Raw genomic sequence first — 22,387 nt, 5'->3', positions numbered from 1 at the left:
AGGTTGGCATCAGAAAGAGGGATGACTGCCCAGGCAGCTGCCTTTAAGGCAATCAGTAAATAAATTTTAAATATTATCCAGGCAAAATGCTCAGGCATTTTGCCTTTTTTTTAATCTGCCTTTAGTTGAGATATGTAATTCTTTAAAATGATGATAATCTAATATGAAATTTTAAATGTTTGAATTGTTACATATTTTCACAAAAAACGACCACTTTTTGGGATTTTTCATCACTTTTGCATATGTGCTGGATAATTATGGAAAAATTTGATACTATTAATTATGTAAAAAATAGGACTAATTTTGTAGGATTTTTTTACTTTTACAGAAAATTTAACCAATTTTACCAATTTTGTACCTGAAGTTGCTTTTTATTACTTTGCATACAATATGGTAATGTTTGGATGGGGTACATGGTTCTGTTTTACAGGAAGGTTAGATAGATTGAATATTGTTGGAGTGATTTTGTTTTTTCTGACAAAGTCCAAAGGAATGGTTAAGTCAGCTCGGAGGTAAGATTTAGTTATGAGAAATATTGAGCGGGCAAAGGCATTGATGGAGGATATGCAGGAGTTTGCTCCTGAACAGGCGAAACTGACCAATGTGGAGGACTTGGTAGAATATCTTGATGATATGGATTCCAAAGCCGAGAAATATCTCTATATGATGGCAGCAAGAATTCCTCAGGGAATACCTATTAACAAATATCAATCTGAATTTAATTGGATTTACCGTCAGGTAATGAAAATTATCGATGAAGAAATCAGGCAGAGATACAACTGATAATTTCACCTGCAAAGTTTTGGGGGTGAATTTTACCGGATATATGCATAATGAGTTTCGTTTTTCTTACGAGGTGGACCTCAATGAAAAGATACTTGTTTGAGAAAAAGAGCATCACCAAAACAATTATTATAGTTATAGCTGTGGTTTCCTCCATGTCAATTCTGGTTACATCCATGATTGTTCAGGAGCTGGTTGAAAAACATGATGACGAGCTTATCAGGGTCATATCCTCTGACGTGCATGAGGATATCAGACGAGAGCTATTAAAGCATGTCATGATAGCCCAGACTATGGCCAATGATGTATTTCTGCATGATAATTTAAAAACGGAACATTTACGCTCCGAAGCCGAAGAAACAAAAATATTGAGAAAATATCTCACAAACATGAAACGGCGACTGGGCTGTAATTCCGGCTTTCTGGTATCGGAATATTCAAAAAACTACTGGCAGCCCAGTGGGCTTGTAAAAAGAATAGATATAGTGAATGATCCCCATGACAGCTGGTATAGCGATGTGTTAAAACGGGATGTGGATTATTTATTGCATGTGGATTCGGATGAAGCCAATGATATGCAGTTAGCCGTTTTTGTCAATACACCCATCAGGGACGTAGAGGGAGAGTTTCTGGGGGTTTGTGGTGTAAATGTCAAAATGGCAACCTTGCAGAAGCTGCTGGAAAATGATGAGCAGAAATACAAGATAAAGATAAATTTAGTTGATTCTGCCGGTGTTGTCCAGATTGATACTGATAATACGAATATTGAAAATGTCAATATGGATGAATTCCTGTCATATCAAAAAACAGAAGACTTTATTCTCAAAAAGATGGGTAAGAATTATGTCATAACCAAATATATCCCTGAATGTGACTGGTATCTCATAATACAGCGCAAGGGGGAGGACATGCAGAACACCTTTTCAAATATAGTTTTGTATATGTTCCTGGTATTTTCTGTTGCCCTTGCTATTTTACTGGTTTTCCTGAAGGTGAGTCTCAATAAGAGACAACAGGAAATTGAAGAAATGGCCAAAAAGCATGGTATTGCCAGTCATGCCGGGCTTTATATGTCCATGCACCTTATTGACCTTCGGAATAACATGATTCAGGAGCTTTGCAAGGATCCTAAGGTTGACCTCTTTTCCATAACTGATGGAAAGGATGCCAACAAGCAGCTCAATAAGGCTATTCGTGAAATGACTGATCCGGGAGACCTTAGTGCAATGCTGCATTTCATCAATTTCGGGGATTTGTCCGAGCGTATGAAAAACAGACATGTAATCGACCAGGAATTCCTGACCACACAATATGGCTGGTGCAAGGCATATTTCTTTGATGCCGACAGAAATGAAGATGGTGAGATTGTCCAAATAGTATTTGCAGTTGAGCTTATTGATGAAAAAAAGCAATATGAAAACCATCTGATGTATATGTCGTCGATAGATGCCATGACAAAGCTGAGAAACCGTGGTAATGGGGAAAGAACAATTACCGAGCTGATGGCTGATGGCAAGGAAGGCATGCTGTGCCTGTTGGATGCAGATAAGTTCAAATCAATTAATGATAATTTTGGACATGATGTGGGTGATAAGGCCATCAAGGCTATTGCGTCCTGTATCAAGGATACGTTCAAGGACAGTGATATCCTTCTGCGTCTTGGTGGCGATGAATTTGCCGTATATGCTGTAGGCGTAGTAGATGAGCGTACCGGTCAAAATGTTATAGACCGTTTCTTCAGTAACATAGACAAAATTAATATACCGGAGATGGGTGACAATAAGTTGCAGGTGAGCCTGGGTGCAACTTTCTTCCACAGTGATGAGGGATTGACCTTTGAAGAGCTGTATAAACAGGCTGATAAGGCTGCTTACACCAGTAAAAAGGTTCAGGGAAATCATGCAACCTTCTATAGCCAGATAATTGATAATAAATGATTGTCTCCATAACAATACCGGGATTATTTGCTCATTATCTGATTTTCGTTAATTCCCAAGTATAGAAACAACCACCAGGAGAATATTCCGGGTGGTTGTTTTGGCGATTGAATACATGAATAAATATGCATGCTTTTGTTTCACTGAAACTTTGCACAACAAAGTATTTAATGATAAATACCAAAATTTGAATTTTACAAATCTTCTCAAAATTGCTATACTTTTCGTTGTGGTGTACCATCTGCTTGCTGTTTAGTTTTGTAGGTGGTAAGACTTTTTAAGGAGAATATGAATAATGAATCGTGAGAAATTAGGCAGCCGTATTGGCTTTATAATGTTGGCAGCAGGTTGTGCCGTGGGATGTGGAAATGTATGGAAGTTTCCCTGGATGTGTGGTCAGAACGGTGGTGGCAGTTTCCTTATAGTATATATCATCTGTTTGCTTATTCTTGGTCTGCCGGCATTGGTAATGGAGTTTTCTGTTGGTCGGGCTGCTCAGGCCAGTCCTCTTTACATGTATCAGAAATTGGAAAAACCTGGTCATAAATGGGGGCTTTGGGGATGGATCAGCCTTTTGGGAAATATCTCCCTAATGGCATTTTATACCGTGGTTTGTGGTTGGATTATTTACTATTTCGGTAAATTCGTATCGGGCCAGACTGAATCCCTTGGATTTGTGGCCATGATTACTGACCCTGTAGTTAATGTTATTTCCCTTTTTATTACAGTTCTTGTGGCCTTTGTTATTCTTTCGTTTAATATACAAGGAGGTCTGGAGAGAGTATCAAAGCTAATGATGACATCACTGCTGGTCCTGATGTTGATACTAGCTGTAAATAGTCTTCTTCTTGATGGTTCAGGACGAGGAATTGAATTTTATCTGAAACCGGATTTTTCCAAAATAGATGGTTCTGTGATTGTTGGTGCCATGAACCAGGCCTTTTTTACCCTTTCCACAGGTATGGGGGGCATGGCCATCTTTGGCAGCTATATCGGCAAGGAACGGGCCCTTTTGGGAGAAGCAGTAAATGTAATAGCTCTGGATACCTTTGTAGCCTTTATAGCAGGAATAATAATCTTTCCGGCCTGTTTTACCTACAATCTGGAGGTAACTGCCGGACCAAGTCTGTTGTTTGACACCATGGCCGCTGTATTTACCCATATGCCTGGTGGACGCCTCTGGGGTTCATTGTTCTTTTTGTTCATGATATTTGCTGCTATGTCCACTGTTCTTGGGGTATGTGAAAATATTCTGGCCATGGTCAGAGAGCTTACCGGATGGTCCAGACCTAAGGGGAGTATGATTTGTGGAATAGTTATTTTCCTTCTGGCCCTGACAACAGCTTTGGGTTATAGTGTACTTTCCTTCCAGCCTTTTGCAGCCGGATCTGCATGGTTGGATTTCTGGGATTTCATAGTTTCAACCAATGTATTGCCTTTGGGCTCTCTTATCCTTGTGTTGTTCTGCTGCAACAAGTTTGGTTGGGGCTGGGATGCCTTTATGCAGGAAGCTAATACCGGCTCAGGCATGAAGGTGAAACCTTGGATGAAGCCATTTTTCAAGTATTCAGCTCCTGCAATTATTGCAGTAATGTACATATACGGTATTATGACCTTCAACTGGGGATAATAAGACTGTAGTTCCTTTCAAAATTCAGTTTTTTGTAAAGAAACGCTCCTCTATTGGATTTTTTCCAAAAGAGGAGCGTTTTTCCTTTATATCAGAATGATAATACTATTATTTTTTTCCTAATTCCAGCATCATTTTAACCAGCATAGCTTCAGTTGTCAGATATTCACCTGATTCCACCCCATGCTTCAGGGCAGTCAGGCCGACCTCATATCTGTCCATATGTATACCATCGTAGATACACTGTGACGCAGCCACAATTTTTATGCCTTTTTTTATTGCATAATCTATTGCCGGCAACAGATTAAGGTCGGATTCCCTGCCTGGTATGCCACCTGCACCAAAGGTCTTAAGTATGATTCCATGGCAGCCGGAATCAACGATTGCCCGAATGTATTCCGGCCGAAATCCCGGTGACAGCTCAAGGATAATAACATTGGTATCCAGACAGTCATTGATTGTAAGTGGTTTATTATAATGAGCTTGTGCGGAAGTATAAGGTGTGTAATCAGGATTAAAGGAGAGCTTCCCGTTTTTCAGCAGGGCTGCTTCCGGTACGTTTATGCTGTGAAAGGCATAGAAATTTTCGGTATACATTTTTTTTGCGGCATTTCCTTGAATCAGTCTGCCATAAAAGGCAAGATATACCCCCGCCGGACCATTGGCAGCGGCTGTAAAGGCTGTAATGAGATTATCAGGAGCATCGGAGCCTTCTTCGGTCAAGGAAAGCTGAGAACCTGTAATTATTACAGGCTTATTGAGATTTTCAAGCATGTAGTAAAGTGCTGATGAGGTATATGCCATGGTATCAGTTCCATGGCTGATTACAAAGCCATCATATTTACTATAATTTTCATTTATCACATGCGCTATTTTTACCCAATGGGCAGGGTGAATATTGGTACTGTCCAGCTGCATCAGCTGCAGAGTATCGATATTACAGATATCCTTTAATGCCGGAACACGCTGAATAAGGCCGTTTCCATCAAGCCCGGGCATCATGCCATCCTCTGTCTGAATGGAGGCAATAGTACCTCCTGTGGCAATAAGCAGTACATTCTTCATATCAATGTCTCCTTGTTTTTACATTTTTTAACGCATTGAATAATTATCATATAATATTTATGGCATCATTTCTAAAAAAAAACAAGATGTTTTTTGCAAAAAAAAGTATTTGAGAAGGAATTAAAGGTTATTGTAGTGAATATACTCAAGAAGTGGAATTAGGTCGTTTTTGCTTATTTGTTTCGTGATGAGTAATTCAGGGATATTTGCAAGGTGAATTTTGTTGAGCTGAATTTTTCCCCGATGTTTCAAAAAGCAATGTCTCGCCCTTTTGAAGTCCTGTTTATTATCTGTTGAGTTCTTAGATGGCGTTCGCCGAGAAATATATATTTATGCTGTTTTGTTTGATGCTTTTGCATAGATAGGAGTGATGTGTATGGCAGAGCCTATGGTTGAAGTCTTCATATTCGAGACCCGGCAGTTTCTTGAGCAGCTCGAGCAGATAGCTTTGGGCAGTGAGGAGCAGGGGGGATACAGTGTTGAGGATGTCAACGAGATTTTTCGCGCCATGCATACAATTAAGGGATCTGCGGCAATGATGATGTTCGATCAGGTTTCTACACTTGCCCATTCAGTGGAGGATATATTTTTCTATATCCGTGAGTTGAATCCTGAAAAGGTTGATGCTACCGGCATAACGGATATCGTTCTGAATGCTGTGGATTTTATGCGTATTGAGATGGATAAGCTCAGTGCAGGTGGGACACCTGATATGTGCAGTGAAGAGCTGAGAAATTATACTAAGGATTTTCTCAGAAATATGAAAATCGAAAATGGGCACGACCCTGATATTGATTTGCGTAAGGTAAAGAATACCACTAAATCACCTGATGAGCCGGTAACGTCTACGGAACCTCCCAAAAAACAGTATTATATCGGGGCTGCAAAGTCTGGCGAAACCGCCACAGATACCGGCAGTGATGTCGTCAGGGTATATGAGGCTATCCTGTTTTTCCAGCAGGGCTGTGAGATGGAAGAAGTCAGGGCATTTGGTGTTGTCAACAACCTTAAGGAGAAGGTTATAGAGCTTCATTATTTGCCGGAAAAAATACTTGAGGATGAGTCGGCTACTGATACCATTCGTAACATGGGATTCCGGCTCTTTTTCACTACCAGGATGACCAAGGATGAAGTATATCAAGAGCTTGATCATACTATATTCCTTGAGAATCTTGAAGTTAAGGAATTGTCCAGTACATCCGAATGTGAATACTGGCCATCCCAGGAGACAGTAGCCATAACGGCACTGGAAAATTCAGAGCCCATAAAACCGGATTTACCTCAGTCACAGCGTACACCTGTGACTGCATCTTTGCGGACTACAGTCAAACCAAAGCCATCAGCTGACGGAGCGCAAATGATTTCCGTGAGGGTTGATAAACTTGATAAATTGATGGATTTGGTTGGTGAAATGGTTATAGCCGAGGCTATGGTTACCCAAAATCCTGATATTGCAGGGATGGAACTGGATAATTTTTCCAAGGCTGCCCGACAGCTGCATAAGATTAACGGGGAACTTCAGGACAGTGTAATGGCCTTACGAATGGTACCTCTTGAGGGGACCTTCAAAAAAATGAACCGCATTGTCCGCGACATGACAAAGAAATTGGGTAAAAAAGCCCGCCTTGTATTGGTAGGGGAATCTACTGAGGTGGATAAAAATATAAATGAACATATTTCTGACCCATTGATGCACATAGTCCGTAATTCTGTAGATCATGGAATAGAAATGCCGGATGTCCGCTTGGAAGCCGGAAAGGATGAAACCGGGACCATTGTTTTATCGGCTGAAAATGCCGGTGGTGAGGTTGTATTAAAAATCAAGGATGATGGTGGTGGACTTAATAAGGAGAAAATTTTGGAGCGTGCCCGCAAAAATGGCATTATATCCAAGCCGGAAGCGGAACTTTCGGATCAGGAGATATATTCCTTCATATTTGCCCCGGGATTTTCAACCAAGGAAAATGTCACCGAGTTTTCAGGCCGTGGGGTAGGAATGGATGTAGTAGTATCCAATATCAAATCTCTTGGCGGTAAGGTGCTTGTTGACAGTGAACCGGGTCAGGGAAGTACGACTACCATAAAAATTCCACTGACTCTTGCCATAATTGAGGGGATGTCGGTATCTGTGGGAGATGCCAGCTTTACGGTACCTATAAACTACATTAACAGATCCTTCCGCCCGGGGGAGGGTGAAATATTCAGGGATCCTGATGGATCTGAAATGATAATGGTTCAGGGAAAATGCTGTCCTGTTATCAGATTACATGAAATCTATGGTATTCCGAATGCAGTTAAGAATCCTGCTGAGGGGATTCTCCTGCTATTGGAGGCAGGAGATGCATGGTTTGGTGTTCTTGCTGACAAGCTGTTGGGGGTTCAGGAAATTGTGGTAAAGCCTGTTCCTAAATACATCAGCAAAATGGTAAAGACCACAGGTATAGGTGGATGTACCCTGTTGGGAGATGGAAGTATCAGTCTGATTCTTGATCCTCCACAGGTTTATAATGTGATTTATGAATAATGGGGAGGGATAACAGTGGATGAGGAGAAAATCGTACCGGATGTTGAGGATACCCAGAAGGACAAGTACCTCACATTTTCCCTGGGTGAGGAAATTTATGGTATTGATATACGGGTAGTCATAGAGATAATAGGTATTCAAAAGATAACTGTTGTTCCCGAAGTACCAGAGTATATTCGCGGTATTATAAATCTACGGGGAAAGATTATTCCGGTAGTGGATATGCGCCTTCGTTTTAAAAGGGAATTCAGGGAATATACAGATCGTACCTGCGTTGTGGTGATAGAAGTAAATGAGGTTCTTATTGGGCTGATCGTGGATGGTGTGGCTGAGGTCCTCGACATAACCGAGAAAAATGTGGTTCCTCCACCTGAGCTCAAAGCATCTCAAAATAAATATATTCGGGGTATTGGTAAGACCGAGGGAGGAGTTGTTCTTCTCCTTGATTGGATGAAGCTGTTCACTGAAGATGACAGGGAACTGTTTGACGAAATGAAGGGCGATTCTTCAGATGCTGAGGCTGCTGACTGAGATTGTTTTAACATTACAGAATCCTGGTCGTAATGTATAGGAATATATTGGTTTTAAGGTGTAAGGAGTGTAAAGTGTCATGATGTTTTTTAAGAATCTTAAAATTGGCGCCAAATTAATAGCTCTTGTAGCTTTTCTTGAACTGATAATCATTGTTGTTGCCTGGCATGGTGTTTCCATGAATTACGGTACCGCTGACAGGTACAACTACCTTTTAAAAATGGATACTCAGGCTACCATTACCGCAAATGCCATGGGGCTGCATTTTAATCAGGCCAGGATATATCAATTGAAGGCCATGACAGCCAAGGATAAGGAGGCTGTTGAGACAGCCCTGAGTGAATTCAATAAATATATGGATTTATGTAACCAGGATTTGGAAAAGCTTAATTCCATGGTTGAAAGTGACGCAGCCAAACAGGAAATGGCCGGCATGAAAAAAAGCTACAATGAATATATTAACATTGCTCATGGTATAGTGAATAACAGACTGAAGGATGCTAAGGGGAATGAAATAAACAGTGTGGTGCGGCGCTCAGATGAAAGCAGGCTTTCAGGGATAGCAGGTGATATTACTGCAAGTATTACTAATTTTGCTGATTTGGGTGAGACTGCTGCCAATGGTGAGATACAAAGACTTTCAGAGGAAAATGGTAAGGAAGTAGTGTTCAATATTGCCATTGTTGCTGTATTGATACTTGTTTCACTTGCAATAGGACTCTATTTTGCCAGAGATCTGGCAAGGCGTTTAAGAGGCCTGGGAGATGCTGCCGGGCGTATTGCTGATGGTGACCTGGCAACTGAGGTTGAAACCAGTACCGGAGATGAACTGGGAGATGCTGCGGCCAGCTTCGAAATAATGCGTCAAAGAGTTCATGAATCTGTGATGGAGATCCACAATGCTGCAGATCAGGTAGCTGCCGGGTCCAAAAATGTGTCAGATGCCAGCCTGGCTCTTTCCCAGGGGGCTACAGAGCAGGCTGCTTCCGTAGAGGAATTGTCTGCTTCCATTACTGAGATTGCTGCTCAGACTGCCAATAATGCCAGCAATGCTGATAAGGCCAATTCCCTCAGCGTCAAGGCCAAAGACCAGGCTGAAATTGGTAATGATGATATGAAGGAAATGCTTGATGCCATGGAAGAAATAAACAGTTCTTCCGCCAATATATCCAAAATCATCAAGGTTATTGACGAGATTGCCTTTCAGACTAATATTTTGGCACTTAATGCGGCTGTGGAAGCGGCAAGGGCAGGTCAACATGGAAAGGGCTTTGCAGTAGTCGCTGAGGAGGTACGCAATTTGGCTGCCAGAAGCGCCAAGGCTGCAAAAGAAACCACAAATATGATAGAGGGATCCATTGAAAAGGTAAATATGGGGCGCACTATTGCCAACAAAACGGCTGAAGCCCTTAATGAAATTGTCAGGGATGTATCTGATGTTGCAGATATTGTAAATAGTATTGCCAAGGCTTCACTGGAACAAAAACAAGCGATTGATCAGATTAATCAGGGAGTACAGCAGGTTTCACAGGTTGTGCAGGCAAATTCTGCCACCTCCGAGGAAGCTGCTTCTGCCAGTCAGGAGCTTAATGCCCAGGCTGACCGTATGAGAGAATCTGTAAGCCATTTCAGACTTTCCGGAGGTATGAACAGCTTTACGCATAATTACGGCAATTTAAAGGGCAATGCCTATACCGATAATTCAAGGGAAATCTTGGATAAACCAGATATTTCCGGGAAGCCAGGTGGGACAATTAAGCCTGCGGCTCCTGGTGTAAAGCCCAAAAATATAATTTTGACAGATGATGAGGGCTTTGGTAAATACTAAATCAGGAAAGAAGCAAAAAATATGAAGCAATCTGTATTCCAGCAGTTTTCTGCTCTTGTACAGCAAAATTTTGGTATTCAGCTGCCACAGGAAAAAAAGGCACTTTTGGAAAGCCGTCTTTTCAAATTGATGAATGAAAATAACACCAGACCTGAACTGGCCAGTGAGGAGGCATTCCTGGAATACATAAAGGGAGATGCCTCCGGGTGTGGCCTTGCCATGCTGGCTGAGGCCATAACCACCCATCATACATTTTTTATGCGTGAAGCAGATCATTTTGATTTCTATGCCAGGGAGGTTTTGCCTTTTTTGGCAGAGACCATAAAAGATGGTGATGTGCGTACCTGGTGTGCAGCATCTTCCACAGGAGAAGAAGCTTATACCCTGGCCATGCTCCTGTCGGATTATTTTTCCCCTCTGGGTCCCAAATGGGAAACAACCCTGCTGGCTACAGATTTATCCCGTGATGTTCTTGAAAAGGGGAAAAGTGGGGTGTTTACCCTGGCTTCTGTGAAGACACTTCCTTTGGCCTGGCAAAGCAATTATTTTATTCCCTGTGGTGATGGTAACTATCAGGTGATTGAAAGCCTGCGTCGCAAGGTCTTGTTTCGTCAGTTTAATCTCATGAATCCTGTATTTCCCTTCAAGAAACCTTTTCATGTTATTTTTTGCCGTAATGTTATGATTTATTTTGATGCTCCAACCCGGGAGCTGTTGGTGCAGAAGTTTTTTGATTTTCTTGAACCGGGAGGATTCCTGTTTATCGGTCATTCAGAAGTAATTGAGAAACGAGGAAATAATTTTGACTATGTTATGCCGTCAATTTATAGAAAGAAGGGAGCGTTCACATGAGTGTCCTAAAAATTCTTATAGTGGATGATTCCCTGTTTTTTAGGGAAGCATTGGCCGGTGGACTTTCTGAAAATATCACAGATACTGTTTTGATAGAACGGGCAGGCAATCCTTTTGAAGCCAGGGATAAAATATTATCCTTTGATCCTGATGTGATGGTTTTGGATGTGGAAATGCCCAAAATGAATGGGATAGAATTTCTGCGCAGACTTATTGTGCAATATGCGCTACCTACGGTCGTATTAAGCTCCAGGCCTGCTTACAAGAGCCTCGCCATGGAAGCGGGGGCATTTTCCTTTGTGGAAAAGCCTTCCACAACCTTGGGCAGTGGGGAATTCATGAGACAGGTGGCCAGGGAGGTATGTGCGGCAAAAGCCCATGGTGACAGCCTGATACAGGAAATAAACAGCAATGCTCCGGTGCATAAGGAGACAGCTATGACAGATTCTTCCACTGAATCTGATAAAATAAGCAGTCAACAGATTATAAAAAACAATTTGGACAAAGTCGTTGCCGATATGAAAATTATGGCTGAGGCGGCAAGACTCATAAAGACTCAATCCGGGCGGCGTGAAGCTGTTTCCATACCTTTGGATCAGATCAGGACTCCAGTACCACCCAAGAGGGTTGAGCTGATTGCCATTGGTGCTTCCACCGGCGGTACAGAGGCCTTGTCGGGTATCTTAAAGGAGCTTACTTTACCGCTTCCGCCTATTGTGATAGTACAGCATATACCGCCCATGTTTTCCAAGCTGTTTTCAGAACGCCTCCATCGTGAATGCGATATCAATGTTAAAGAGGCTGAGGACAATGATTATCTTGAACTAAACTGGGTATATGTAGCACCGGGAAACAAGCAGATGCGGGTAAAAAATGTTGGTGGGCGGATGATGCTTGATGTAAATCCCGGGCCCAAATATGGTGGACACTGTCCATCTGTGGATGTGCTGTTTGAATCTGTGGCAGATAATATTGGTGATCGTGCCATGGGTGTCATTCTTACCGGTATGGGTGAGGATGGTGCCAAGATGATGCTTAAAATGCGTCAGGCCGGGTGTGTTACCCTGGGGCAGGATGAGGCTACTGCCGTTGTTTATGGCATGCCACGGGTAGCCTATGAAATGGGAGGAGTAGTGCAGCAGGTACCACTGCACGGCATGGCAAAGATGATTACTGCAGTTGCCAGATATCATCAAGGAGGGTAAGGAAATGTCTGATAAATCGAATTTTCTCGTCGATTATACTACTCTTCAACAATTATTAGGAGGTCTTGGTGACGGTTTTGTCATGACTGATATTAATGGCAGAATTGTTTTTATGAATAAAATGGCCATGGATTTGTTTGAGTACGAATTCCTGCCAGATACTGATGTAAATGTAAACGATATAATCCGTCTTGAAAATATTGAAACCAAGGAAAAAATTATCAGCCCGATAATATGTGCAATGCGTACCAAGCGTAGTCAGGGACTTTCAAAAAACATCGGGTTTATCCGTTCTGATGGTGCGGTATATCTTTCGGCTACCTGTTCACCTATGATAAATCCCGAAGGGACTGTTACAGGTTGTACTGCTATTTTCCGTAATGTTACAAGAATGCGGATGCTGGAGCGGAAGGTGGAATCGGATCATTATTATATGAGATTGGTTTTTGAAGCAGCCAAGATTGGAATATGTACCTTAAATGTTCGTGGAGAAATTACTGAAATCAATGAACCGGCCCTGGAAACCCTGCAGGAGGAATATAGCAATGTTCTCGGCAAGCAGTTTGGTGATGCGATACATTGTATCAACAGTCTTTCCTTTGGGTGTGGCAAATCTGACCGATGCAAGTTTTGTGTTATCAGAAATAATATTGATGCAGCCATACTGGATGATTCCTTTACCGTGGATTTTGTTGTAGCTGTTCAGACCAAGTTTTCCGAGGAACCTATTTGGTTGCAGATGTTCCTGATGCAAATATGGAATGGTAATAAAAAGCAGATTGTACTAACATTGCTTAATATTTCCAAGCGCAAGCAGCGGGAGCATGAGCTCCAGGAAGCAAGATACCATGCAGAGGTGGCCAGCAATACAAAAACTCAGTTCCTGGCCAATATGAGTCATGAAATCCGCACGCCTATCAATGGCATGTCAGGAATGATTGATTTGACACTTCGCACAAAGCTCACTGATGAACAAAGAGAAAATCTTAATGCCGCAAAACAATGTTCTGATGATTTGTTAAGGATTATCAATGATATCCTGGATTATTCCAAACTGGAAAATGGAAAGATGATCCTTGAAAATATTGACATTGATTTCCATGAGTTGTTAAATAGGGTATGCAGTCTTCATGGTCAAATGGCGGAAAACAAGGGATTGTATTTTAATCAGCCACAAATTGATGATTTGCCGCATTTTGTTCGTGGTGACCCCCTTCGCATCAGACAGATATTACATAATCTTCTTTCCAATGCGGTTAAGTTTACTATGGATGGCGGAATATCCCTGGGAGTTAGTATTTTTAAATCCAGTACCCAGGAATATCTGGAATTTTATGTCGAAGACACGGGTATTGGCATGAGCATGGATGAACAGGCGAAGTTGTTTAAACCATTCAGTCAGATTGATGGGTCTACGACCAGGCGCTTCGGTGGTACCGGTCTTGGACTGATGATTGTTAAGGAGCTGGTAGCCAGTATGGGCGGCGAAATCAGTGTAAGCTCAAGACAGGGCAAGGGCAGCCGATTTACCTTCATCATTCCATTAGTGCTGGCTCAAAAGGCTGATGTTGAACTGAAAAACAGGGCTGTTTTCATGAATCCATATAAAATAACCCGGGATAATAACAATGGTGTTACTGTTACGCCTGATGATTATCCTGATGAAGATATAAGTGATTTATTAAAGTACTGTGAAGGAAAATTAAATGATCAGGAGGGAAATTTATGAAAATATTGATTGCTGAAGATGATAGGATAAGTCGTTCCTTCTTGCAAAAGTTTATGTCCGGGTACGGTGAGGTAGAGGTCGCTGTTGATGGTATGGATGCCATAGATCTTTATATGGATGCTATCAAGGATAAGGCTCCTTTTGATTTGCTCTGTCTCGATATTATGATGCCAAAGGTGGATGGCCTGAAGGTATTGAAGGTTATCCGTCAGCTGGAAATGCAGAATAATCAGATAGGTGGTAAAAAGATCAAAATCATAATGATGACGGCATTGGCAGATGTGGGATATGTAGATGAAGCATTTCGTCTGGGATGTGATGCCTATGCATCGAAGCCGATTGACACAGAAAAGGTTGAGGAGGCCATGAAAAATCTGGGTCTGATATCGGATGAGGAGAAGGAATAAGCTGGGGGAGTTTTGTAACTATATGCGTATTGTACCTGTAGAGCTGGGAGAAAACAGCTATGACATTTTCATTGACAAGGAACTTGGCGATGAAATAATTGATTTTTGTACTAAAAGAAATTTTTCGGAAAGGGCTTTAATAATAACCGATACCAATGTAGGGCCCTTATATGGGGATTTATTGAAAAGTGATTTAAAAAAGGCAGGGCTGGATGCTTCGGTGGTAGCAATTGCTGCCGGTGAAAGCTCAAAATCCCTTACTTCCTATGAGAAGGTAATTACTGCCTGTATAGAGCGTGGCCTTGACCGCAAATCTCCTGTTTTTGCATTGGGGGGTGGCGTGGTTGGTGATCTTGCCGGCTTTGTGGCTGCATCATATATGCGGGGAGTTCCCTTTATCCAGGTTCCTACCAGTCTGCTGGCACAGGTTGATTCCAGCGTCGGTGGAAAAGTGGCGGTAAATCATTCGCTGGGAAAGAATCTCATTGGTGCCTTTTATCAGCCACAGGCTGTATTTATGAGCCTGAATTGGTTGGATTCCCTACCTGTAAGGGAGATTTATACAGGCTTGGGAGAAATAATAAAATATGGAATTATATATGATCAGGATTTTTTTTCATATTTGGAGGAGAATTCAGATTCCATACTAAAGCTGGATAAGACGACTGCTGACCATATTATAGCCCGATCCTGTGAAATCAAGGCACAGGTTGTTGCTCAGGATGAAAAGGAATCCGGTTTGCGGGCTATTTTGAATTATGGACATACCATGGGCCATGCAGTGGAAAAAAATACCGGCTATACCAGATATAATCATGGTGAAGCTGTGGCAATAGGCATGGTATGTGCAGCACATATCAGTTTGCAGCTTGGTCTGATTAAAAGGGATGTTTTTGACAGGGTAGAAGCGCTGATACGAAAATTTCAGCTTCCTGTATACGCAGAAGGCTGTGATATTGATACATTATATGAAGCAATTTTCCATGATAAAAAAACCGTTAATGGCAAGGTAAACTGGGTATTGATGGATGGTCAGCCAGGCAGGGTCAGGATTACCGGTGATGTCCCTGGAGATGTTGTTAAAGAAGCCATGAAATACTGTATTACTAAAAAAATTTAAAAATTACTTGCTAATACATTTTTATCGTGATATTATATCAAGGTATGTGAGTGGTCCTCTGGACAAGGCTATATTAAAATTTCAAATACTTGCCACGAACACTTAGTTAGAGGAGGATATACAATGAATATTATTCAGGAATTAGAAAAAGAGCAGCTCAGAAATGACATCCCGGATTTCCAGCAGGGTGACACCGTTCGTTGCCACGTAAAGGTTGTCGAGGGTACCCGTGAGCGTATTCAGGTATTTGAGGGTGTTGTACTCGGCCGTTCCGGTTCCGGTGTGCGTGAGACCTTTACTGTTCGTCGTATTGCAAGCGGTGTTGGTGTAGAGCGTACTTTCCCAGTACATTCCCCAAGACTTGATAAGATTGAAGTTAAGCGTCGCGGTGTTGTTCGTCGTGCCAAGCTGTATTATCTTCGTAATCTTACTGGTAAAGCTGCACGCATTCGTGAAAAGCGTTAATCACAAAATTGAAAAAGGGACTGTTTTTTCAGTCCCTTTTCTTTTGTTTTATTCATGTATTGTGAGCTTTAAGGGGTGTTTGCCATGAGTCAGCTTGGTTCGGAAATTAAGGACTGGGTCATTTCTATTGTGATAGCCGTGGCTTTGGCCATGTTTATCCGTACTTTTATAGTTGAGCTGTATTTGGTGGATGGTCCATCAATGATGCCTACTTTGGAGCATCAGCAGCGTTTGGTTGTAAATAAGTTTATATATAAAATTCGTGAACCTGAACGGGGAGAGGTCCTTATTTTTCAATATCCAAGGGATAAGAGCCGCGATTTTATCAAGAGGGTAATTGCTGTACCTGGTGATACTATCGAAATCAAGGAGCACAATGTATATGTGAATGGCGAACTGCAGAATGAAGATTATATTCTGAGTAAATGCCGTAATGATTATCCAAAGACAACCATCCCCGAGGGACATGTTTTTGTAATGGGGGATAATCGCAATAATTCTGAAGATAGCAGATTCCCGGATGTGGGTTTTGTTCCATACAACCTGTTGAAGGGGAAGGCCATGATGGTTTTCTGGCCGGTTTCTGACTGGAAGACCCTGCCGTGACGGAAAAAAGATTAATACACCAGATGTTTTTGTCTGGTGTATTTTTTTAGAAATATTTTCTGTATAAAGGAAAATAATCGTCAATTGCGTTATAATATTTTATGTCATAAAAAGTCGTTATGTATTAATACATTCTATCAGAGTATTTAGGGGAGCTGATTATGATGAAAAAGTTTTTTTACAGTATAGTTGCAGTTCTTTTTCTATCCGTTGTTATGATTAATTCTGTAAATGCCCAATCATCAGAGGGGGATTCTGTCATATCCGTAGATGGATACGGCACTGTTACGGCAATTCCTGATAAAGCTGAGATAAGTATTAGTATTTTGTCAGAAGCCAGGGAGGCCAAAGCTGCACAGCAGGAAAATGCTGTCATTGCCAATAAGGTACATTCTGCCCTGAAAGCACTGGGAATCAGTTCCGGTGATATGAAAACCCGCAATTACAGCTTTAATCCGGTTTATAGCAATGAAAAGAATAAACCTGACCGCATAGTCGGCTACAGTGCTTCCAGTACATTGGTGGTTACAGTCAATGACATTGCAGTTCTTGGGAAGGTTATTGATCATTCCTTGTCAGCCGGAGCAAATAAAATTTCCGGAATCAGCTTTAATGTGAAAAAGCCTGAGTCATATAGACAGGAAGCACTGAAAAATGCCCTGAGGGATGCAAGATTCAAGGCAGAAGTTATTGCGCAGGAATTGGGTGTCCAGATCAAGGGAATAAAAGTAGTCACCGAAAATGTTGGCCGTATTTCCTCCAGGGATACAGTAATGCTTGCAAAATCAATGGGGAATATGATGGATGCTTCCACTCCCGTTGCTGTAGGTGAGCTGGAAATAAGTGCCACAGTACATATTGATTTTGTTATTTGATTATATAGAGGTTTATATTGATGAAAAAACCGCGATTACAGGCAATTGAATTTATTCGTGGGATTTCCATGCTGGGCGTTGTGGGAATCCATGTTGGTGCAGTATATTTAGGTCAGCATATGTCACCTGATACGGTGGCCAATCAGCATCTGGTGGCATTATTTGAGATTTTTACCAGATTTAGTGTTCCGATTTTCTTCTTTATTTCTGCATTTGGTTTATTTTATAATCTGGATTTATCAAAGCCTTTTGTTTATAAGGATTTTTTAAGGCGGAGATATAAAGCAGTGGTTATACCTTATGTTGTATGGTCCCTGTTTTATATTATCCATTACTGCATTTTATGGAAGGATCCCGGGCCTTTAAATCCCATCACAATTTTATATGACCTGTTTTTTGGCCTGGCCAACTATCAGCTATATTTTATGGTACTGCTCATATGGTTTTATTTCCTAATGCCACTTTGGGTATGGGCAGTAAAAAAGCTCAACTGCATAGGCCTTGGATTGCTGCTTATTTTTCAGATAGCTGTCAATTATGTCCTGTGCTACATGTGGAATCCCTATGCTGTTGAAAATGTGTATCTACAAAAATTCTTGATTTATCATCTTAATTATTGGGTAATTCACTATGTATTCATATTCTTACTGGGGGGCTATCTGTCGGTCCATATGGATGAATTCATGTCGTTTATGGAAAAATACCGTACCCGTCTGGTGGTATTTTTCTGGATAACCCTGGCGGCTCATCTGGGATACTATTACTATCTCCTTTATTACAGGGGATATACTCCTTTGGAAGGCGTTTCTACAGCCCATCAGCTGTCACCAACCGGGATAATTTACACTCTTGGAGCAAGCCTGTTCTTCTTTGCAATTTTTACCCTTTGGCGTTTGCCGGATAAATTAAAGCCGGTTTTATCCTTATTGGGCAAGCATTCGTATTTTATGTATTTAGCACATCCATTGGCCTTGACCTATCTTGGATTTTTGTTTGATGACATGGGAATACTCATGACAGTGCCGGCAACGGTAATCTATTATATTATGGCAGTGATGTTGACCTTGATTGCAGCTGTAATAATGCGTAAAATAGGTGAAAAATATCCTTTGATCAACAAGGCAACAATTGGTGTTTATCCGAGATAAAATCCGGCTAAGGTTCAAATGATTTATCGATGGTGCGGAACGGTGGTGGAATATGGACCCGATATTTGTAGCTATTGTGCTTCTGATTGCAGCAATCGGCCTGCTGGTGGCAATTTATTTCAAAATTAAGGATAATTCCAGGCTTGAACAGGTCTTATGGAATATGCAGAAATCCCTTGGAGACAGTCAGCAGATTACCAAGGAGGATATATGCCGTAATATTGTTCAGATGGATGCTGCCAACAATCAACAGCTGAAAACCTTAAACGACCTGATGGATAAGGGCCTAAGTGGTGTCAGAAATGAAACAGAAAAAGGACTGGCTGCAGTACGCAACGAACTGGACAAGGGGATTAAGGAAATAAAGGGAACTGTAGATGAACAGCTGCAGAGTACCCTGGAAAAAAGAATTACTGCATCCTTCAGGACAGTCAGTACCCAGCTTGAACAGGTATATAAAGGGCTGGGAGAGATGCAGGCCCTTGCATCTGATGTGGGCAGCCTGAAGCAGGTTTTATCAGGAGTTAAGTCCCGGGGCGTACTGGGAGAATATCAACTGAAAAGTATTTTGTCCGAAATACTTACAGTTGACCAGTATGATGAAAATGTGGAAACAGTTCCCGGCAGCAACAAAAGAGTTGAATTCGCCATCAGGCTGCCAGGTATGGACGAAAATACGGTATATCTGCCTATAGATGCTAAATTTCCCATGGACTCCTATCATCATCTTCTTGAAGCACAAGGTACCGGTGATAAAAATATAATTGACAGGGCCAATAAGGAGTTGGAAAAAACTCTTGATAATGAAGCAAAGGACATAGCTTCAAAATACCTTTCGCCACCTTATACTACCAGCTTTGCGATTATGTTCCTGCCCATTGAGGGGCTCTATGCCCACGCAGTGGATAGTGGCCTTATAGAGCGGTTTCAGCATAAATACAAGGTCAATATTGCCGGCCCAAGTACTATGGCGGCTATCTTAAACAGCCTGCAGCTTGGCTTTAGAACACTGGCAATACAGAAGCGTTCCAGTGAGGTATGGAAAACCCTTGGTGAAGTAAAAAGTGAATTCATTGTTTATTCCGAGGCCATGGAAAAGCTGCAAAAACAATTGGGGCAAGTAACCAATAAATTTGATTCCCTGGTAAATACCAGGGCAAATCAAATGATGCGTAAGCTTAAGGATGTAGAAGCACTTCCTTCAGACGATTTGCCTTCAGAGTAATATTATTTTTATTAATTAATATTTTAATACTGATTCATCCGGTGTTTGGAAATGGAGAATTATTATGGACGATTTACTTATTGCTATGACAGTTTTGCCGGGCTTGGCCTTTTTGTATTACATATACACCTTGGATAAATTTGAAAAGGAACCAACTGATTTGTTGATGAAGCTAGTTGGTTTTGGCGCTTTGTGCTGTATACCTGCAGTTGTCCTTGAATTACTTGCAGGCAATATTTTGGATGCTGTCCTTGATCAGGGTACCATGGAATATGCTTTTGTGGAGGCTTTTTTGGGTGTAGCCATTATCGAGGAAGGCTGTAAGCTCTTTGCCCTGAAAAAAACAACCTGGACACATCCTGCTTTTAATTACAGGTTTGATGGTATTGTATATGCCGTATGTGTAAGTATGGGCTTTGCCATATTGGAAAACTTCTTTTATGTTTTTGAGGGAGGCCTGGCCATAGCTGTTTCCCGCGCCATTACTTCCATTCCCGGCCATGGTGTCTTTGCAATTTTTATGGGTATTTACTATGGAAATGCCAAGGAATATTTACATCGAATGAACAGGCCGGTGAAGGACAGGAGCCTGCGCATGGCCTTGATAATCCCGACGCTGATGCATGGATTCTATGATTTTTGCATATTGACCGAGGATGAATTTATGTTAGGTGTATTTGTTATATTTATTCTTGTGCTTTATTATTTTGCTTACAGGGAAGTAAAACGTATGTCAAAGGATGATCATCGTATATACTATTGAAATAACACTATTGGGCTAAAATTATTGCAGCACCTGAGCCTTTCCTGGAACGGATATGATATCTTTTTCCACTAGCTGGAAAAAGGATATATATCGGATCAGGAAAGGTTTTTTTATTCTTGTCAGTTTTATCTTATCAAATATCTGAGAAGATAAAATAGGTGAACGTATCCCCGCCTATAGAGGCGGGGGTACGTTCACCATTTATTTATTTCATTACTATCAGCTCGTAGTTTCTGGTACCTATGCCGATTTTTTCACCGTGTTCCAGGGTTTCCTTCCAATGTGCATTTGGATTATTGTCCTTCCACATATCGTGATGATGATGGAACTCAGGGTCTGCCAAATGGTCACCCAGCTGAGAATTGCGTATAGGTTCTGCCTTTTGACAGATATCTACACAGGCCTGGTCAAGGGCGATAGGATCGAAGGATGCAGCTATTCCAAGATTAGGAAGGATAGGTGCATCGTTTTCGCTATGACAGTCACAATTTGGTGAAATATCCACCAGCATATTAATGAAAAAGCACGGTCTGTCCTGAACCACTGCCTGAGCATATTCAGCCATTTTTTTATCAAGGAGATCACCGGCATCCCATTGATCGTTGTGAATAGCATCAAAAGGACAGGCGCCTATACAACGGCCACATCCTTTGCAGATATCCTTATTGATTACAGCCTTGTTGTTCTCATAAGAAATGGCATCTGATCCGCAGTGCTTGGCACATATTTTACATCCCCGGCACTTATTTGGATTTACTTCTACCTTGCCTGAGGAATGCTGTTCCATTTTTCCGGCACGGCTTCCGCAACCCATGCCTATATTTTTGATAGCTCCGCCAAAGCCTGTCATTTCATGTCCCTTGAAATGGGCAAGACTGATAAATATATCAGCATCCATAATAGCACGGCCTATTTTTGCTGTCTTGCAATATTCACCATTTTTTACCGGCACCTCAATATCATCCGTTCCCTTCAAGCCATCACCAATGATAATCTGACATCCGGTGGTAGTGGTATTAAAACCGTTGATGTTGGCACAGTCCATATGCTCAAGGGCGTGCTTGCGACTTCCGGGATATAGGGTATTGCAGTCTGTAATAAATGGCAAACCACCCTGTTCCTTGACTAGATCTGCAATAGCCCTGACATAATTTGGACGAATAAAGGCTAAATTGCCTAACTCACCAAAATGCATCTTAATGGCAACGAATTGATTTTCCATGTTAATATCCTGAAAACCTGCTTTTTTACACAATTTCTGCATTTTGGTAAGAATGCTGGTACCAACAGGAACCCTAAAATCAGTGAAATATACCTTGGATTGGTCCATAGTAACCTCCTAAAAAAATAAATTAATACACATGTCTATTCTATCATATTTATGACTATAACGCAGTTGTTCAAATTTTTCTTTTGGAAAAAGAAAAAACTTCCAATCGGCGTTTTACCCAAGGGCACTAGCTTTGCGTCGCACGAGGTTGGAGATTAGCACACCACCTGTTAAGGATTGTTACCCCCACCTATAGAGGAAGGGGACATATTACACCGAGTTATAACGCCATTGTTCAAATTTTTCTTCTTTAGAAGAAAAATCTTCCAATTAGCGTTTCAACGAGCTGGGAGATATGCTCGCCAGCTGTTGTAGTTTGTTTTCCCCCACCTAAAGAGGAAGGGGACATCTTAAAGCTCGT

Annotated in this window: 19 protein-coding genes; 17 read left to right on the top strand and 2 right to left on the bottom strand. The window is 41.5% G+C overall.

Features of this window, described 5'->3' with window-relative positions; genetic code table 11:
* Positions 1-525 precede the first annotated feature (525 nt).
* The 3 genes from K6C05_RS04370 to K6C05_RS04360 all read left to right on the top strand — a co-directional run bounded on the left by K6C05_RS04370 (position 526) and on the right by K6C05_RS04360 (position 4,350).
* On the top strand, positions 526-783 hold the full coding sequence (locus K6C05_RS04370) for a hypothetical protein (protein ID WP_296731696.1): 258 nt from the start codon (positions 526-528) through the stop codon (positions 781-783).
* An 83-nt stretch (positions 784-866) separates the two neighbouring features.
* Positions 867-2,720, top strand: coding sequence for a sensor domain-containing diguanylate cyclase (locus K6C05_RS04365; RefSeq protein WP_296731693.1), 1,854 nt, complete (start codon positions 867-869; stop codon positions 2,718-2,720).
* 295 nt (positions 2,721-3,015) lie between these two features.
* Positions 3,016-4,350, top strand: a complete 1,335-nt coding sequence (locus K6C05_RS04360; RefSeq protein ID WP_296731692.1) for a sodium-dependent transporter — start codon at positions 3,016-3,018, stop codon at positions 4,348-4,350.
* 108 nt (positions 4,351-4,458) lie between these two features.
* On the opposite strand, the gene K6C05_RS04355 is transcribed toward K6C05_RS04360, so the two are convergent.
* A complete protein-coding gene (locus tag K6C05_RS04355; protein ID WP_296731690.1) occupies positions 4,459-5,415 on the bottom strand; it encodes an asparaginase in 957 nt (318 codons plus the stop codon).
* Positions 5,416-5,791: 376 nt separating this feature from the next.
* On the opposite strand from K6C05_RS04355, the gene K6C05_RS04350 reads away from it, so the two are divergent.
* The 14 genes from K6C05_RS04350 (at position 5,792) to K6C05_RS04285 (ending at position 20,693) form a co-directional block, all read left to right on the top strand.
* Entirely contained in the window at positions 5,792-7,939 is a 2,148-nt protein-coding gene (locus K6C05_RS04350; RefSeq protein WP_296731687.1) for a chemotaxis protein CheA, read from the top strand.
* A gap of 15 nt (positions 7,940-7,954) precedes the next feature.
* Positions 7,955-8,470 (top strand): chemotaxis protein CheW, encoded by a 516-nt coding sequence (locus K6C05_RS04345; RefSeq protein ID WP_296731685.1) that lies wholly within the window; start codon positions 7,955-7,957, stop codon positions 8,468-8,470.
* Between the two features lie 79 nt (positions 8,471-8,549).
* Positions 8,550-10,298, top strand: coding sequence for a methyl-accepting chemotaxis protein (locus K6C05_RS04340; protein ID WP_296731683.1), 1,749 nt, complete (start codon positions 8,550-8,552; stop codon positions 10,296-10,298).
* A 21-nt stretch (positions 10,299-10,319) separates the two neighbouring features.
* A complete protein-coding gene (locus tag K6C05_RS04335) occupies positions 10,320-11,150 on the top strand; it encodes a protein-glutamate O-methyltransferase CheR (protein WP_296731681.1) in 831 nt (276 codons plus the stop codon).
* A complete protein-coding gene (gene cheB, locus K6C05_RS04330; protein WP_296731678.1) occupies positions 11,147-12,355 on the top strand; it encodes a chemotaxis-specific protein-glutamate methyltransferase CheB in 1,209 nt (402 codons plus the stop codon). The genes K6C05_RS04335 and cheB overlap by 4 nt, the downstream gene beginning before the upstream one ends.
* 4 nt (positions 12,356-12,359) lie before the next feature.
* A complete protein-coding gene (locus K6C05_RS04325; RefSeq protein ID WP_296731677.1) occupies positions 12,360-14,084 on the top strand; it encodes an ATP-binding protein in 1,725 nt (574 codons plus the stop codon).
* Positions 14,081-14,491, top strand: a complete 411-nt coding sequence (locus K6C05_RS04320) for a response regulator (RefSeq protein WP_296731675.1) — start codon at positions 14,081-14,083, stop codon at positions 14,489-14,491. Before K6C05_RS04325 ends, K6C05_RS04320 begins: the two co-directional genes overlap by 4 nt.
* Positions 14,492-14,513: 22 nt before the next feature.
* On the top strand, positions 14,514-15,611 hold the full coding sequence (gene aroB / locus K6C05_RS04315) for a 3-dehydroquinate synthase (RefSeq protein ID WP_296731699.1): 1,098 nt from the start codon (positions 14,514-14,516) through the stop codon (positions 15,609-15,611).
* A gap of 123 nt (positions 15,612-15,734) precedes the next feature.
* Positions 15,735-16,076: a 50S ribosomal protein L19 gene (gene rplS, locus K6C05_RS04310; protein ID WP_296731673.1), complete on the top strand. Its 342-nt coding sequence runs from the start codon at positions 15,735-15,737 to the stop codon at positions 16,074-16,076.
* A gap of 84 nt (positions 16,077-16,160) precedes the next feature.
* Positions 16,161-16,682 (top strand): signal peptidase I, encoded by a 522-nt coding sequence (gene lepB / locus K6C05_RS04305; RefSeq protein ID WP_296731671.1) that lies wholly within the window; start codon positions 16,161-16,163, stop codon positions 16,680-16,682.
* Positions 16,683-16,843: 161 nt separating this feature from the next.
* Positions 16,844-17,557, top strand: coding sequence for an SIMPL domain-containing protein (locus K6C05_RS04300; protein WP_296731669.1), 714 nt, complete (start codon positions 16,844-16,846; stop codon positions 17,555-17,557).
* Between the two features lie 20 nt (positions 17,558-17,577).
* The gene (locus K6C05_RS04295) at positions 17,578-18,705 is read left to right on the top strand and encodes an acyltransferase (protein WP_296731666.1); all 1,128 of its coding nucleotides are present in this window, start codon (positions 17,578-17,580) and stop codon (positions 18,703-18,705) included.
* Positions 18,706-18,757: 52 nt separating this feature from the next.
* The gene (locus K6C05_RS04290) at positions 18,758-19,930 is read left to right on the top strand and encodes a DNA recombination protein RmuC (protein WP_296731663.1); all 1,173 of its coding nucleotides are present in this window, start codon (positions 18,758-18,760) and stop codon (positions 19,928-19,930) included.
* Between the two features lie 64 nt (positions 19,931-19,994).
* On the top strand, positions 19,995-20,693 hold the full coding sequence (locus K6C05_RS04285; RefSeq protein ID WP_296731660.1) for a PrsW family glutamic-type intramembrane protease: 699 nt from the start codon (positions 19,995-19,997) through the stop codon (positions 20,691-20,693).
* Positions 20,694-20,901: 208 nt separating this feature from the next.
* On the opposite strand, the gene K6C05_RS04280 is transcribed toward K6C05_RS04285, so the two are convergent.
* Positions 20,902-22,026: a DUF362 domain-containing protein gene (locus K6C05_RS04280; protein ID WP_296731657.1), complete on the bottom strand. Its 1,125-nt coding sequence runs from the start codon at positions 22,024-22,026 to the stop codon at positions 20,902-20,904.
* Between the last annotated feature and the right edge of the window lie 361 nt (positions 22,027-22,387).

This window comes from Anaerovibrio sp. (assembly GCF_024697385.1).
Taxonomy (GTDB): Bacteria; Bacillota; Negativicutes; order Selenomonadales; family Selenomonadaceae; genus Anaerovibrio.
This window is presented reverse-complemented; position numbering and strand designations above follow the sequence as displayed.

Excerpts from the sequence above, each read along its gene's own strand:
- K6C05_RS04350 (WP_296731687.1), top strand. The coding sequence starts at position 5,792 with ATGGCAGAGCCTATGGTTGAAGTCTTCATATTCGAGACCCGGCAGTTT.
- K6C05_RS04280 (WP_296731657.1), bottom strand. The coding sequence starts at position 22,026 with ATGGACCAATCCAAGGTATATTTCACTGATTTTAGGGTTCCTGTTGGT.
- K6C05_RS04365 (WP_296731693.1), top strand. The coding sequence starts at position 867 with ATGAAAAGATACTTGTTTGAGAAAAAGAGCATCACCAAAACAATTATT.
- lepB (WP_296731671.1), top strand. The coding sequence starts at position 16,161 with ATGAGTCAGCTTGGTTCGGAAATTAAGGACTGGGTCATTTCTATTGTG.
- K6C05_RS04325 (WP_296731677.1), top strand. The coding sequence starts at position 12,360 with ATGTCTGATAAATCGAATTTTCTCGTCGATTATACTACTCTTCAACAA.
- K6C05_RS04335 (WP_296731681.1), top strand. The coding sequence starts at position 10,320 with ATGAAGCAATCTGTATTCCAGCAGTTTTCTGCTCTTGTACAGCAAAAT.
- K6C05_RS04320 (WP_296731675.1), top strand. The coding sequence starts at position 14,081 with ATGAAAATATTGATTGCTGAAGATGATAGGATAAGTCGTTCCTTCTTG.
- K6C05_RS04290 (WP_296731663.1), top strand. The coding sequence starts at position 18,758 with ATGGACCCGATATTTGTAGCTATTGTGCTTCTGATTGCAGCAATCGGC.
- K6C05_RS04295 (WP_296731666.1), top strand. The coding sequence starts at position 17,578 with ATGAAAAAACCGCGATTACAGGCAATTGAATTTATTCGTGGGATTTCC.
- K6C05_RS04300 (WP_296731669.1), top strand. The coding sequence starts at position 16,844 with ATGATGAAAAAGTTTTTTTACAGTATAGTTGCAGTTCTTTTTCTATCC.
- K6C05_RS04360 (WP_296731692.1), top strand. The coding sequence starts at position 3,016 with ATGAATCGTGAGAAATTAGGCAGCCGTATTGGCTTTATAATGTTGGCA.
- K6C05_RS04285 (WP_296731660.1), top strand. The coding sequence starts at position 19,995 with ATGGACGATTTACTTATTGCTATGACAGTTTTGCCGGGCTTGGCCTTT.
- K6C05_RS04340 (WP_296731683.1), top strand. The coding sequence starts at position 8,550 with ATGATGTTTTTTAAGAATCTTAAAATTGGCGCCAAATTAATAGCTCTT.
- rplS (WP_296731673.1), top strand. The coding sequence starts at position 15,735 with ATGAATATTATTCAGGAATTAGAAAAAGAGCAGCTCAGAAATGACATC.
- aroB (WP_296731699.1), top strand. The coding sequence starts at position 14,514 with ATGCGTATTGTACCTGTAGAGCTGGGAGAAAACAGCTATGACATTTTC.
- K6C05_RS04370 (WP_296731696.1), top strand. The coding sequence starts at position 526 with ATGAGAAATATTGAGCGGGCAAAGGCATTGATGGAGGATATGCAGGAG.
- K6C05_RS04355 (WP_296731690.1), bottom strand. The coding sequence starts at position 5,415 with ATGAAGAATGTACTGCTTATTGCCACAGGAGGTACTATTGCCTCCATT.
- cheB (WP_296731678.1), top strand. The coding sequence starts at position 11,147 with ATGAGTGTCCTAAAAATTCTTATAGTGGATGATTCCCTGTTTTTTAGG.